Annotated in this window: 16 protein-coding genes; 6 read left to right on the top strand and 10 right to left on the bottom strand. The window is 73.6% G+C overall.

Annotated features, from left to right (window positions below; translation table 11 throughout):
- Positions 1–16: 16 nt before the first annotated feature.
- A complete protein-coding gene (locus ACX9MN_RS25105; protein ID WP_489725741.1) occupies positions 17–1,924 on the bottom strand; it encodes a putative bifunctional diguanylate cyclase/phosphodiesterase in 1,908 nt (635 codons plus the stop codon).
- A 446-nt stretch (positions 1,925–2,370) separates the two neighbouring features.
- Between ACX9MN_RS25105 and ACX9MN_RS25100 the strand changes: the two genes are divergently transcribed.
- Together ACX9MN_RS25100 and gph are read left to right on the top strand one after the other, a co-directional pair.
- On the top strand, positions 2,371–2,715 hold the full coding sequence (locus ACX9MN_RS25100; protein ID WP_091928236.1) for an MliC family protein: 345 nt from the start codon (positions 2,371–2,373) through the stop codon (positions 2,713–2,715).
- A 142-nt stretch (positions 2,716–2,857) separates the two neighbouring features.
- A complete protein-coding gene (gph, locus tag ACX9MN_RS25095; RefSeq protein ID WP_489725740.1) occupies positions 2,858–3,556 on the top strand; it encodes a phosphoglycolate phosphatase in 699 nt (232 codons plus the stop codon).
- Here gph and rclC read toward each other — a convergent pair.
- The 4 genes from rclC to ACX9MN_RS25075 all read right to left on the bottom strand — a co-directional run bounded on the left by rclC (position 3,553) and on the right by ACX9MN_RS25075 (position 6,464).
- Entirely contained in the window at positions 3,553–4,209 is a 657-nt protein-coding gene (gene rclC / locus ACX9MN_RS25090; protein ID WP_489725739.1) for a reactive chlorine resistance membrane protein RclC, read from the bottom strand. The genes gph and rclC overlap by 4 nt on opposite strands.
- A 36-nt stretch (positions 4,210–4,245) precedes the next feature.
- Positions 4,246–4,593, bottom strand: coding sequence for a carboxymuconolactone decarboxylase family protein (locus tag ACX9MN_RS25085; RefSeq protein ID WP_020096313.1), 348 nt, complete (start codon positions 4,591–4,593; stop codon positions 4,246–4,248).
- An 87-nt stretch (positions 4,594–4,680) separates the two neighbouring features.
- On the bottom strand, positions 4,681–5,664 hold the full coding sequence (locus tag ACX9MN_RS25080; RefSeq protein WP_489725738.1) for a cupin domain-containing protein: 984 nt from the start codon (positions 5,662–5,664) through the stop codon (positions 4,681–4,683).
- An 86-nt stretch (positions 5,665–5,750) separates the two neighbouring features.
- Positions 5,751–6,464, bottom strand: a complete 714-nt coding sequence (locus tag ACX9MN_RS25075; protein WP_489725737.1) for a TetR/AcrR family transcriptional regulator — start codon at positions 6,462–6,464, stop codon at positions 5,751–5,753.
- A 176-nt stretch (positions 6,465–6,640) separates the two neighbouring features.
- Between ACX9MN_RS25075 and ACX9MN_RS25070 the strand changes: the two genes are divergently transcribed.
- The 4 genes from ACX9MN_RS25070 to ACX9MN_RS25055 all read left to right on the top strand — a co-directional run bounded on the left by ACX9MN_RS25070 (position 6,641) and on the right by ACX9MN_RS25055 (position 10,505).
- Positions 6,641–7,846 carry an acyl-CoA dehydrogenase family protein gene (locus tag ACX9MN_RS25070; RefSeq protein ID WP_489725736.1) on the top strand — a complete coding sequence of 402 codons (1,206 nt, stop codon included), beginning with the start codon at positions 6,641–6,643 and terminating at the stop codon, positions 7,844–7,846.
- 96 nt (positions 7,847–7,942) lie between these two features.
- Entirely contained in the window at positions 7,943–9,121 is a 1,179-nt protein-coding gene (gene bktB, locus ACX9MN_RS25065) for a beta-ketothiolase BktB (protein WP_489725735.1), read from the top strand.
- 17 nt (positions 9,122–9,138) lie between these two features.
- Positions 9,139–10,179: a phosphotransferase family protein gene (locus tag ACX9MN_RS25060; RefSeq protein ID WP_489725734.1), complete on the top strand. Its 1,041-nt coding sequence runs from the start codon at positions 9,139–9,141 to the stop codon at positions 10,177–10,179.
- A complete protein-coding gene (locus ACX9MN_RS25055; RefSeq protein WP_056524493.1) occupies positions 10,176–10,505 on the top strand; it encodes a DUF6285 domain-containing protein in 330 nt (109 codons plus the stop codon). The genes ACX9MN_RS25060 and ACX9MN_RS25055 overlap by 4 nt, the downstream gene beginning before the upstream one ends.
- Before the next feature lie 138 nt (positions 10,506–10,643).
- Here the strand turns inward: ACX9MN_RS25055 and ACX9MN_RS25050 are convergent, their stop codons facing one another.
- The 5 genes from ACX9MN_RS25050 to ACX9MN_RS25030 form a co-directional block, all read right to left on the bottom strand.
- Entirely contained in the window at positions 10,644–11,039 is a 396-nt protein-coding gene (locus tag ACX9MN_RS25050; protein ID WP_091683259.1) for a CsbD family protein, read from the bottom strand.
- Positions 11,040–11,120: 81 nt separating this feature from the next.
- Entirely contained in the window at positions 11,121–11,324 is a 204-nt protein-coding gene (locus ACX9MN_RS25045; RefSeq protein WP_020096305.1) for a CsbD family protein, read from the bottom strand.
- Between the two features lie 97 nt (positions 11,325–11,421).
- Positions 11,422–12,345: a hypothetical protein gene (locus ACX9MN_RS25040; protein ID WP_020096304.1), complete on the bottom strand. Its 924-nt coding sequence runs from the start codon at positions 12,343–12,345 to the stop codon at positions 11,422–11,424.
- A gap of 121 nt (positions 12,346–12,466) precedes the next feature.
- Complete coding sequence (locus ACX9MN_RS25035) at positions 12,467–12,970, bottom strand: CsbD family protein (protein WP_489725733.1); 504 nt, start codon at positions 12,968–12,970, stop codon at positions 12,467–12,469.
- 90 nt (positions 12,971–13,060) lie between these two features.
- A complete protein-coding gene (locus tag ACX9MN_RS25030; protein ID WP_020096302.1) occupies positions 13,061–13,231 on the bottom strand; it encodes a CsbD family protein in 171 nt (56 codons plus the stop codon).
- Positions 13,232–13,268 lie beyond the last annotated feature (37 nt).

The raw sequence follows: 13,268 nt of genomic DNA, 5'->3' as shown, positions 1-13,268 counted from the left end.
TCGCGCCGGGGCCGCCTCAGGCCCTCCGGCGCACCGTGCAGGCCTCTGCCTCTGCCTTCGCTTCCGCCGCGCCCTCGCGCTCCAGCCGCTCCAGCAGGTCGCCGAGGGGCATCGGGCGGCCGATGTGGTAGCCCTGGGCGTAGCGGCTGCCGTGCCGCCGCGCCACGTCGAGCTGCGCCTCCGTCTCGATCCCCTCGACGATCCCGTCGAGGCCGAGGTTGCGGCACAGGTCCAGGATCGTGGAGACGAGGCTGCAGCCCCGGTCGGTGTCGATGTCGGCCATGAAGCCGCGGTCGATCTTGATCTTGTCCAGCGGCAGGCGGTGGACGTAGCCCAGGCTGGAATAGCCGGTCCCGAAATCGTCGAGCGCGATCTTGATGCCCAGGCTGCGCAGGGTGGTGATGGCCGCCTTGGCGTGGTCGAAGTCGCGCATCAGGGCGGTCTCGGTCAGCTCGAGCGTCAGGCGGCGCGGGTCGATGCCGCTGCCCCGCACCGCCGCCAGGATCGACAGGACGGTCTCGGGCGAGGCGAGGTCGTGGGCGGACAGGTTGAAGGACAGGCCGGTCCCGGGCGGGAGCTGCGCGCAGTCGGCGAGCGCCTTGCGCAGGAGCAGCAGCGTCACCGTGTGGATCATGCCGCCGCGCTCGGCGGCCGCGATGAACCGGTCCGGCGCGACGCGGCCCAGCGTCGGGCTCGTCCAGCGCGCCAGACCCTCCACGAAGGCGGTCCGCCCCGTGGCGAGGTCGAGGACCGGCTGGTAGTGCAGCACCATCTCGGCGGCGAGGTCCGCCGTCCGCAAGGCCGTCTCCACCGCCTGCTCGGCGCGGATCGCGTCCTTGTGCTCCTGCGAGAACAGGGTCGTCGCGCCGCGCCGCTGCTCCTTGGAGTGGTAGAGCGCGTAATCGGCGCGGTCGAACAGGGCGTCGGCGTCGTGCGAGATCCGGCAGGGCAGGGCGAGCCCGCCCGAGCAGCCGGTGACGACCTGGATGTCGCCGATCCGGATCGGCCGCTGCAGCGCCGTGCAGACGCCGTCGCAGAAGGCGAGCGCCGCCGCGGCCGAAGCCGGCGCGCGCAGGATCACGCCGAACTCGTCGCCCCCCAGCCGCGTCACCACGACGTCCGCCCCCGCGAAGGCCGCGAGGCGCCGGCCGGCCTCCGCCAGGACGCGGTCGCCGACATTGTGCCCGTAGGTGTCGTTGATCGGCTTGAACCGGTCGAGGTCGAAGATCGCCAGGGCGAAGGGCGTGTCCGCCCCGGAGGACGACCGGAGCGCCTCGTCGAGCTTCTGGAAGAAGTAGCGCCGGTTGGGGAGGCCGGTCAGGCTGTCGGTCTGGGCGAGGCGCGCGTTCTCCTCCGAGAGCCGGCTCGCCACGGCCTGGGACGCGACGAGGGCGACGAAGGCCCGGTAGTTGGTGTTGAGGATGCGGACCATCACGGCCGTGACGAAGGCCGTATTGGCCGCGATGGCGAGGAACACGTGGTTCCCGCTCGTCACGCAGCAGAACAGGAACACGCCCATGACGATGCCGGTGACCAGGAAGGCCGCCAGGGGCAGGTAGGTCAGGCAGAAGATGCAGGCGATCACCGTGACGGCCACGAAGATCGCGACGTGGCCCTGCTCGTAGGGGCCGCCGAACGTGTTCAGGACCATCGCCCAGATCACGAAGGCGACGGAGAAGAAGACCGTGAGCACCGTCGTCCGCCGCAGGTGGCGGGCGGCCTGCGCCTCGTCCAGGGCCTCGGGCCTCAAGCGCCACCAGTGGATCGCGCGCAGGAGGCACAGCGCGATCACGGTCCCCGGGATGCCGAGGGTCAGGTAGGCGGGCGCCAGACCGTAATGCGTCACCGCGAGGGCGCCGGCATTGACCGAGAGCAGTCCGTAGAGGGACGGGATATGCTTCTGCAGTTCCGTGAGCTGACGCATGGCCGTCAGACCCGGGGCGGATGCGGTCGACCTCCCGATCAATATCGAGAAAGGATATTTCGGACGGTTCATCGAAGCTGCGTCTGAGAGATTGCCGTATTATTATACTCCTAACATTAAAGAGATATTTAAGCCGCGAGCTGTCACGGCGGTCGTCCACGGCTCTATTCCCCGCGCCGGAGCGCCGCATCGCGGCGCTCGGGAGACAATCCGCCGGGCGGGCGAGCCGACGATTTACCGCTTTCGTCCCAAGTTGAGCGGGAAGTGATCCGGTTCGACTTGTATCGAGGATCGTACAATTGCCTCGCTGCTCCATCTGCTCTTCCAGGGACTGGTGGATGGGGGTCGGCCGGCCGCCTCGCGTGCCGTCGGCGCCGATTGCCCGGACAGGACATCCCGGCGATGATCGTCGTCGCGGCCGCGGCCGCGGGGCTCAGGAGAGGCCGATGAGAATCCGTGTCCGCGTCGCCCGGCTGGCGATCCTCGTCGGCGGGCTGTTGGTGGCCGCCGCGCCCGCGCAGGCCGAGACGATCGACGTGACCTTCGCCTGTCCGAACGGTCGGACGCTGGCCGTCACCTTCCTGAACGCCGCGGGGCCGGAGCGGGCGGTTGTCCGGCCGGACAACGGCGCCGCCGTCACCCTGCCGGTGCAGCTCAGCGGGTCGGGGTTCCGCTACGCCGACGCCACGCACGAGCTGCGGGGCAAGGGGCGGTCGGTCACGTGGACCGACGGCGCCGGCACGCCGGTCACCTGCACCGACCGGACGCCGGCCGACGCCAAGCCGCGCTAGGCTGCCCGGGGGATGCTCGGGGGATGCTCGGGGCGCGTGCCGGACCCTGGCCCGGCAGCGCCGGACCCGCTAGGAACCGCCCGTCCCGGAGATTGAGGCGTCGGCGTCCCGCCGCGCGTCGCCCGCGACGCGGAGACGTTCCTTGCCCGCGCCCGCGCCCCCGTCGCGCTTCGACGCCGTCCTCCTCGACCTCGACGGCACCCTCGTCGACAGCCTGGCCGATCTCCGGACGGCCCTGAACGCCACCCTGGCGCGGGAGGGTCTGCCGCCGTTCGGGACCGCCGCGATGCGGGCCATGGTGGGCGACGGCGCGGTGGCGCTGCTGCGGCGCGCCCTGCGGGCTTCGGGCGGCGATCCGGAGCGGGCGCCGGACCTCCTGCCGGCCTTCCTGGCCGTGTACGAGCCGCTCGCGGCCGCCGGCACCGCCCTGTTCCCCAACGCCGCCGCGGCGGTCCGCGACCTCCGGGCGGCGGGCTACGCGCTGGCGATCGTCACCAACAAGCCGGCCCGCGCCACCGGCCTGATCCTCGACGCGGTGGGGCTGGCGCCGCTGATCGACACGGTCGTGGGCGGCGACACGCTGCCCGAGCGCAAGCCCGATCCCGCGCCGCTGCGGGAGGCCCTGCGTCGCCTGCGGGTCGAGCCCGGGCGGGCCGTCATGGTCGGCGACATGCACCACGACATCGCGGCCGCCCGCGCCGCCGGCACCGCCGCCATCCTGGCCCGCTACGGCTACGGGCGCCCGGACGACGCGCGGACCGCCGACGCCGTCCTGGACGACATCGGCGGCCTGCGGGCGGTGATCGAGGCGCTGCCCGGGGGCGGCGCCCCGGCCTCCTAGCGGGCTCCTAGCGGCCTCCTAGCGGCCTCCTGGCGGCTTGCCGCGAGGTCGAGGCGGGCGGGGGCGCCCGGTGCCCGGGCCTGCCGCTCGAGGACGGCGCGGGCGCTGTCGGCGAGGACGAGCCACGCGCCGGCCATGAGGGTGACGTCCTTGAGGACGAGGCGCCCGGCGCCCGAGAGGTAGGGGAAGCCGTGCTCGGCGTCGCCGAGCGCGGCGACCCAGGCCTCGGGGGTGGTTACGAGGAACGACAGGGTCACCACCGGGGTGAGGAAGGCCAGCACCGCGCCGGCCAGACCCAGCCGCCGCGACACGAGCCCGACGAGGACGAGCAGGCCGATCAGCAGCTCGACCGTGCCGAGGCCGCGGGAGAACGCGTAGGTGTGGTTGGCCGTCTGCCACGCGCGGGCGGCGAGGTTGAGCTCGCCCTCGTGGGTGAGGTGCTGCGCGTACTGGTCGGGGTGGGCGTAGAAGAACGCCATCACCGGGCTGTTGGCGACGAAGGGCGTGATGCTGTCGGCCTCGTAGGGCACGAACTTGAGCGCGCCGATCCAGAGGAAGATGACCGCGATGGCGACCCGCATGGCCTGGAGGCCGAGGCGGTTCGAGCCCGGCCCGGAGACGAGGCCGAGGACGCGGCGAACCTGCGTGTTCATGGCACGATTCCTTGCTCAATCGGATGGGGGGAGGGGCTACGCCTCGGCGGAGGCCGCGAAGGCGTCGAGCGCGCGGGTCGCGTAGACGACCGCGGCACCGGCATTGAGGCTGGTGGCGACCCCGAGGGCCTCGGCCAGTTCGGCCTCGGTGGCGCCGAGCTTGCGGGCGGCGTCGGTGTGGACCGTGATACAGCCGTCGCAGCGCAGGGAGATCGCCACCGCCACCGCGATCAGCTCACGGGTCTTGGCGTCGAGCTGGCCGGTCTTCTGGCCCGCCGTGCTGAGGGTGCCGTAGCCCCGCACCGTGTCGGGGCTGAGCTTGGCGAAGTGTCCGACGCCGGCGGTGACCTGCTGGCGGTAGCTGTTCCAATCGATCATGTGCATGACGACCTCCTTCGTGATGACGAGGAAGGTAGTCGGGGCCGGCCGCGCCCTCGATGACCGCGCGGCGCAGGCCGATGACCGGGCGGATCAAACCGCCTGCGGGGGCGCCTCGGCCTGCCGCGCCTGTCCGGGGCGGATCCCGTACTTGCGCAGGAACGCCCGGCTGAGCGCGGGCGCGGACTGGTAGCCGACCTCCGCGGCCAGACGGTCCAGCGGGACCGTCTCGGTGCGCAGGCGGTGATGGGCGAGCCCGAGCCGCAGGTCGGTGAGGAATTCCAGCGGGGCGACGCCCGCGGCGGCGCGGAAGGCGCGCACGAGGCTCGCCCGCGACGCGGCGGCCGTCGCGGCCAGTTCGTCCAGCGTCCAGGGATGCACCGGGTCGCGCACCATCGCGAGCACCGCCCGGGCGGTGAGCGGCTGCCCCAGGAGGTGCAGCAGGCCCTCGGCCGGGGCCGACGCCTCGAGATGCGCGCGGAGCATCATCATGAACAGCGCGCTCGCGAGGTTCTCGGCGACCGCGACCGACCCGGCGCGGAGGTCGTTCAGCTCCTCGTGGATGCCCGCCAGGAGCGGCGCGAACCGGGTGGCCAGGGGCTCGGTGCCGACGCTCAGGACGAGGAGGTCGGGCAGGGCGGTCACGATCAGGGTCTGGGGCGCCGCCTCGAAGGCCAGGCGGCCGCAGATCAGCTCGACGTCCGGCTCGGCCCCGACGGTGGTCTTGAACCGCAGATCGTGCGCGTGGCGGACCGCGACGGGCAGGGGCGTCGACGGCGGCGGCCCCGCGCCGTGGAACAGGTGCGCGTCGCCGCGCGGCAGGAGCAGGATGTCCCCGGCCGAGACCTGCAGCGGCGCGCCCCCGGGCCGACGCAGCGTGGCGCGGCCGCGCGTCACGAGGTGGAAATAGGCCTGCCGCGTCGGCTCCGGCGCGTGCGGGGCGGCCCAGGCGCCGCCGAACCGGCAGACGTCGTCCAGGTGCGGCCGCACGCGCAGCAGCGGCGCGAGGCCGCTCAGCGGATCGTCGATCCCGGCGGTTCCGTGTGCGTCCGCGCGGCGCCCGATCGGTCCGGCCATGCTCCCCGCGCTCCGGAATGCCCTCCGGGCCCGGCATAAGGGCGCGCGGCGGCCTCGACCAGGGGTTGTTCGTCCGCCGCGCCGGTTCAGCCCGCTGCGATGGCCTTCTCGACGAAGGCGGTCACGCCGGCGATGTAGCGCTGGATCGGGATCCCGCGCTTCCGGTGCTTGGCCCGCTTCACGTACCAGTCCTGCAGGAGCGGCTTGATCAGCGCCGCTGTGAGATCGACGTCGGCGACCGCGAAGACGCCCGCCGCCGCGCCGCGGGCGAGGACTTCGGCGAAGATGCGCTCCGTGGCGGCCTCGCTCTCCGTCGCCATCGTCCGGGCGGGGGCCGGGAAGCCCTTCGCCTCCATGAAGGCGAAGACGAACCAGGGCTGCATCGCCTCGGTCAGGCGGATATGGGTCTCGATCAGCCAGCGCAGATGCGCGGCCGGATCCGCCGCGAGCCCCGCCGGGGCCTGCCGCAGGACCGCCTCCGCCGTCTCGGTCACCTCGGTGAGGATCATCACCAGCAGCGTGTTCTTGTTGTCGAAGTACGAGTAGAGCCCGCCCATGCTGAGCCCCGAGGTCCGGGCGAGGTCGCGCAGGCTCGTCTCGTGGAAGCCCTGCCGGCTGGACAGCTTCAGCACCGCCTCGATGATCCGCGCGAGGTTGGCGACGGCGACATGGTCCTTCCGGACGCTGATCCGGTCCCGGTGCCGCGCCAGGATCCGCGCGCAGATCGCCTCGGTGGCGTAGACGTCCTTCACCGGAAGGTGCGCCGGAAAGTTCGCCGGAAGAGCGTCTGCGGGGCTCATCGATCCATCGTCGCGCCGTCGTCGTTTCGTCGTCGTTTCGTCGTCGCGCCAGCCCGCGGTGGCCACGACCGGGAGCGGCTCCCGAGGTCTAGCCCGTTGCCAGGCGCGAATCCAGGCGATAAAAAGCGAGCGCTCGCTCGATTTTCGTCGTCGACACCGACCCAGGAGGTGGGCCCGTGGATTTCACCATCTCCCCGCGCGTCGAGGATTACCGCGCCCGGATCGCGGCCTTCGTGGACGCGCACATCCTGCCGCTGGAGGCCGATCCGGCCGCCTATGACGGCCACGGCAACATCAGCCTCGCCGAGCTGGCCCGGCTGCGCGGCCTCGCCCGCGCAGAGGGCCTGTGGTGCCTGCAGCTGCGGCCCGAGACCGGCGGCGCCGGGCTCGACAAGGTCGGCATGGCGGTCTGCTACGAGGCCATGAACCGCTCGATCTTCGGGCCGGTCGTGTTCAACTCGGCCGCGCCCGACGACGGCAACATGATGGTGCTGGAGAAGGTCGCGACGCCGGACCAGAAGGCGCGCTGGCTCGCGCCGATCGTGGACGGGCGGGTCCGCTCGGCCTTCGCCATGACCGAGCCGCATCCTGGCGGCGGCTCCGATCCCGGCATGATCCAGACCCGGGCCGAGCGGCGGGGCGACAGCTACTTGGTCACCGGCCGCAAGTGGTACATCACCGGGGCCGAGGAGGCCGAGCACTTCATCCTGATGGCGCGCACCTCCGACGACGCGCGGAGAGGGCTGACCGCCTTCCTGTTCCACAGGGACCAGCCCGGCTGGCGGATCCTGCGCCGCATCCCGATCATGGGGCCGGAGGAGCATGGCGGCCACTGCGAGCTGCTGTTCGAGGGCCTGGAGATCCCGGCCGAGAACGTCCTGATGAACGAGGGCGACGGCCTGAAGCTCACCCAGATCCGCCTCGGGCCGGCGCGGCTGACCCATTGCATGCGCTGGCTCGGCCTGTCGAAGCGCTGCGTTGAGATCGCCCGGGCCTACGCGGCCGAGCGGCACGGCTTCGGGATCCGGCTGGCCGACCGGGAGAGCATCCAGCTGATGCTGGGCGACCTCGCGATGCGGATCGAGATCGGCCGCCTCCTGGTGATGAAGGCTGCCTGGGCCCTCGACCGGGGCAGCTTCGCCCGCAAGGAGGTGTCGATGGCCAAGGTCCACATGGCCAACCTCCTGCACGCGGCCGCCGACACGGCGATCCAGATCAACGGCGCGCGGGGCTATTCCACCGACACGCCCCTCGAGTGGATCTACCGCTACGCCCGGCAGGCGCGCCTCGTGGACGGGGCCGACGAGGTCCACAAGATGGTCCTGAACCGCAATCTCGAGGCCGAGGGCGACGCCTTCTGGTCGTGGGACGTCGGGGCCTGAGCGTCGGGGCCTGAGCGGGGCCGACACCGTCCGCCCGCCGCGCGGGGCGCGTCGGCAGGCCGAGCCAGACAGGGAAGCCGAGAGGAAGCGGAGACTATGACCGAGGTCGTGATCACAGGCGCGGTGCGCACCGCGATCGGCACGTTCGGCGGCGCGCTGGCCGGCACGCCGCCCTCCGTCCTCGCCGCAAGCTGCGTCGCGGAGGCGCTGCGCCGCGCCGGGACCGCGCCCGAGACGGTCGGGCACGTGGTCCTCGGCAACGTCATCCCGACCGAGCCCCGGGACGCCTACATCGCCCGCGTCGCGGCGATGGAGGGCGGGATTCCCGAGGAGGTGCCGGCCATGACGGTCAACCGCCTCTGCGGCAGCGGCCTGCAGGCGATCGTCTCGGCCGCGCAGTCCATCCTGCTCGGCGACGCCGAGACGGCTGTGGCCGGCGGCGCCGAGAGCATGAGCCGCGCCCCCCACCTGCTGACCACCGGGCGGACCGGGTCGCGCATGGGCGACGCGGTGCTGGTCGACTACATGCTCGGCGCGCTGACCGACCCGTTCGGCAACGGCCACATGGGCGTCACCGCCGAGAACGTGGCCGCGCGCTACGCCGTCCCCCGCGACGCGCAGGACGCCTTCGCGGCCGAGAGCCAGGCCCGCGCCGCGCGGGCGATCCGCGAGGGCCGGTTCCGGGAGCAGATCCTGCCGATCGAGATCCAGCGCAAGCGCGAGACGGTGGCCTTCGACACCGACGAGCACCCGAAGGCCACGACCGCCGAGGACCTCGCCAAGCTGCGCCCGGCCTTCTCCAAGACCGGCAGCGTCACGGCCGGCAACGCCTCGGGGCTGAACGACGGCGCGGCGGCCCTCGTCCTGTCGAGCGCCGCGCGGGCCGCGCGCGACGGCGCGACGCCCCTCGCCCGCATCGTCGGCTACGCCCACGCCGGCGTGGACCCGTCCGAGATGGGCATGGGCCCGGTGCCGGCGGTGCGGCGGCTGCTGGAGCGGACCGGCCTGCGGGCGGCGGATTTCGACGTCGTCGAGTCGAACGAGGCCTTCGCGGCGCAGGCCTGCGCGGTCTCCCGCGCCCTCGACCTCGATCCCGACAGGGTCAACCCGAACGGCGGCGCCATCGCCCTCGGTCACCCGATCGGCGCCACGGGGGCGATCATCACCGTCAAGGCCCTCTACGAGCTGGCCCGGACCGGCGGCCGCTACGGGCTCGTGACCATGTGCATCGGCGGCGGCCAGGGGATCGCCATGGCCCTCGAGCGCGTCCCGTGACGCGGCCCTGAGGCACCATGCTGGACGCGGATCAGAGGACGGCGCTCTGCGCCTGGATCGGCCGGACCCTGGGGGCCGGGTCGGTCGCGCTCGACGACGCCCGGCCGCTGACCGGCGGCTCGATCCAGGAGAACTGGATGCTGTCGTGCCGGGTCGACGGCGCGCCCCGGAGCTTCGTCCTGCGCAAGGACGCGGCCGCCACCATCGCGTCGAGCCGCTCGCGGGCGGAGGAGTTCCGGATCCTGCGCGCCGCCTTCGCGGCCGGCGTGCGGGTGCCGGAGCCGGTCGGCTTCTGCGCGGATCCGGGGGTGGTCGGGGCGCCCTTCGCGCTGATGGGCCTCGTCTCCGGGATCGGGTTGGGGCCGCGGGTGGTCAAGGACACGAGCCTCGGCGGCGACCGTGCGGCCTTGGCCGAGCGGCTCGGCCGCGAGCTCGCCCGGACGCACGGCATCCTGCCGGCGGCCGGCCCGGGCACCGCCCCGGTGGACGACCTCGCCTTCCTCGGCGCGCCCGAGCCGGAGCCGGCCCTGGCCGAGATCCGCGCGCTCCGGGCGAGTCTCGACGGGATCGGCGCCGCGCGCCCGGCCCTCGAATGGGGCCTGCGCTGGGCCGAGCTCCACGCGCCGCCCTGTCCCCGGCCGGTCCTGGTCCACCGCGACTTCCGCACCGGCAACTACATGGTCGATGCCGAGGGCCTGACGGCGATCCTCGACTGGGAATTCGCCGGCTGGGGCGACCCGGTCCAGGATATCGGCTGGTTCTGCGCCGCCTGCTGGCGCTTCGGCCGGCCCGACCTGGAGGCCGGCGGCATCGCCCCGCGGGCCGCCTTCTACCGCGGCTACGAGGCCGAGAGCGGGCGCGCGATCGAGCCGGAGGCGGTGCGCTACTGGGAGGTCATGGCGCATCTGCGCTGGGCGGTGATCGCCCTGGAGCAGGGCCACCGCCACGTCTCCGGTCAGGAGACGTCGCTGGAGCTGGCGCTGACCGGCCGGATGGTGCCCGAACTCGAGGCCGCGATCCTGCGCGAGACCGCGCCCGAGCGGTGGGGAGCCCGATGAGCGAATCCTTCCCGGACGCGCCCGCGGGCGCCGCCCTCCTGTCGGTCGCCCGGCAGAGCCTCCTCGACGAGGTCGCGCCGGCCCTGTCGGGGCGCCAGCGCTACGTCCTGCTGATGGCCGCCAACGCGATGGGCGTGGTCATGCGGGAGATCGCGCAGGCGGGCGCGGCGGCCGGGGCCTGGGAGCGGGCGCTGGGCGGCGCCGGATCGCCGGCCGAGCTGGTCGCGGCGCTCCGCGCCGGCCGGCGCGACGGGGACGCGGCGCTCCACGCCGCGCTCGTCGAGACGACCCGGATCGCCGCCGGCATCTGGAAAGCCCCGGGCTAGCGATCCCGGGCTCCGGATCCGGGCGTCAGTAGGTGCGGCCGGTGCCCCGGCGTCGGTCGTAGCGGCGCCCGAGATAGGCGATGAGCTTCGGCACGATGAAGGCCGTCAGGAGCTTGCGCAGCATCGGTAAACCCTCCGTCAGCGGGTGCGGCGGACGAGCCATCCCGCCGCGAAAGCGACGGCGGCCAGGCCCAGCAGGGTGTTGGTGCGGTTGGCGTCGGCCGTGCGGATCGCCTGCCGGCCATAATCGGCGCCGCGGCGGCGCGCGTCCCGGGCGCGGTCCCGGCCCTCGTCGATCAGGTGGTCGGCCCGTCTCCGGGCGGTCTCGGCCAGATGGCGGCCGTTCTCCGCCAGGTCCTCCGTGAGGTCCTCGGCGCGGTCGCGGGCGCGGCCGTAGGCGTACTGCGCGCCGCCGGCCACTTGGTTGACGGCGCCGCGCACCTGGCGTCCCGGGTCACCGGTCAGGCCGCCCAGGGCGGTCTGGGCGCGGCCCTTGAGGTGGCGGGACGCGCCGCGGATCTGGTCGCGGTTCATGCAGCTCTCCTGGTGTCGGGGGAATGGAGCCCCGCCTCGGCGGGGGCGGCGGCGCCGAGGGGACGGCGCCGCGGGACGGGTTCAGTGCTTGCCGGTGATCTTGTCGGCGACGGACTTGGCGCCGTCCTTGACGTCGCCGACGGTCTTCTGCGCCTCGCCCTTCAGCTCCTGCGCCTTGCCCTCGGCCACCAGCTTGTCGTTGCCCGTCGCCTTGCCGGCCGCCTGCTTGACGTTGCCCACCGCCTCGTTGGCCAGGCCCTTGATCTTGTCGGTCGTGCTGCTCATCGCGTGTGCTCCTGCTTCGCTGGTGAGGCCGGTCTCCCCGGCCGGTGGTGGCCCCCGCGATCGGCGCGGGGGCCGGTGAAGGTGTCAGAGGGGGGTGTCAGACGCGCCGGGTCTCGTAGGCGCCGAGCAGGGTCGCGGGCTTGGGCGCACCCATCCGGCCGCCGACATACGCCGCCAGCGCACCCAGGATCAGCGCCAGCGCGGCGTAGAACGCGCCCTGCGTGGCCGCCGACTTCGCCGTCACGGCAGCGGCCTCGGCCTTCTGCTTGGCGCTGGCCACCGCCTGCTCGTACTGCTTCTGGTAGTCGTCGATCTGCGCCTTGGCCTGATCCGGCGTGATGCCCTGCGCCTTGGCCAGGGCGTCGGCGGCGCGGGTCTTGGCCTGCTCCTTCTGGGCCGGGTCACCGGTCAGGACGGCCTTCACCGCTGCCACGGCCGCGTCCTTGGCGGCCTGCGGGTCCTGGCCGGCGGCCTGCTGACGGACCTTGTCCTCGATGCCGTCGAGCGGGTTCGAGATCTTCGACAGCGACGGCGCCGCCGCCTGGGCGGCGGTCTGCACCGTGCCGCCGACGAGGTTGCCGGCGCCGCCGAGCGCGCTCGAGACCGTGCCGAGCGTGCCGCCGACCAGGCCGCTGGCGGCCGAGGTCAGCATGTACAGCACCACCAGGGTGGTGACCGCCCAGGAGACCAGCCCGTGCAGGGCGGCCGCGCCCGGAAGGGCCTTGCCCGAGAGCCGCCCGGCGATGAGGCCGCCGGCCAGCGAGGCGACGAGGCCCGAGGCGACGAACCACGCGCCCGCGCCCATGGAGACGGTGGAGGCGGAGGGATTGTCGGCGGCGGTCGTGCCGACCGAGGCCAGCCCGACGCCGACGCCGACGAGGTTGATGATCACCTGGGTGACCAGCGCGGTCACGGCGCCGGCGAAGATGGCGCCCCAGGAGACTTGGTTGAGCAGGACGGCGCGCGTGTCGGCGTGCGCGTCCGGCGCGAGGGGCGTTGCAACGGTCTGGATGGTGGTCACGCTGTCACTCCGGTGGTGGATCGCTGAAATTCGTGGGGCCGCCGGCCCCCGGAAGGCCCGGAAGGCCCGGGGGTTGCCGGGACGCGGCTCAGTCGCGGCTCAGTCGCGGCTCAGTCGCGGCTCAATCGCGGCGGGCGCTGACGAGCAGGCCGAGGCCGAAGCCCGCGATGCCGGCGATGAGCAGGGCGGCGAGCGGGTACTCGGCGACCTGCTGGCCGACCTCGCGGGTGCCGCGGCGCAGGGCGTGGCTGCCGCGCGCGTAGGCGTCCTCGGCGTAGTCGTACGCCTCCTCGGCGGCGTGGCGGACGCCGCGCTCGGCGCGGGCGTACTGATCCTGCGCGGCGCCCTGGGCGCGGCGGGCGCGGGCCTCGACGTCGTCGGCCCCGAGATCGTCGACGGCGTCGCGGACCCGACCGCCGAGGTCGCGGGCCGCGTCGGCCACGTGGTCGGCCGCGTCGCGCACGGTGTCCTTGGCCTGGCCGTAGAGGGTCTCGGCCTGTCCGGCGGCCTCGCGGGCGCGGCCCTCGACCGAGTCCCGCCGCGCGCCGGTCAGGTCGCCGAACGCGCCCTGCACCTTGCCGCCGAGTTCCCGGGCCGCGCCCGTGATCCGATTGGTATCGACCATGTCGTTCTCCTTCGTCGTCGCGTCGGCGACCGCCTCCGCGATCGCGCTCGTGGTGGGGGCGCCTCACCGTGAGGCGCCGAGTGACGTCCGTCAGCGCGGGCCGGAGCCCGCGGGCCCGGAGCCGGCCTTCGATCCGGGCGCGTCGCGCTTCTGGCGCCGGCCCTCGGTCTCCGTCCGGGCATCGCCGGTCAGCTTGCCGATGGCCTCCTTCACCGAGCCCTTGAGGTGCTCGGCGGACGGTGTCTTCCTGTCTTCGGTCATGGGCGCCTCGTCATGCGTGAGAAAACCCTTGCCGAGC

The sequence above is a fragment of the Methylobacterium sp. 1A genome, from assembly GCF_058072805.1.
This window is presented reverse-complemented; position numbering and strand designations above follow the sequence as displayed.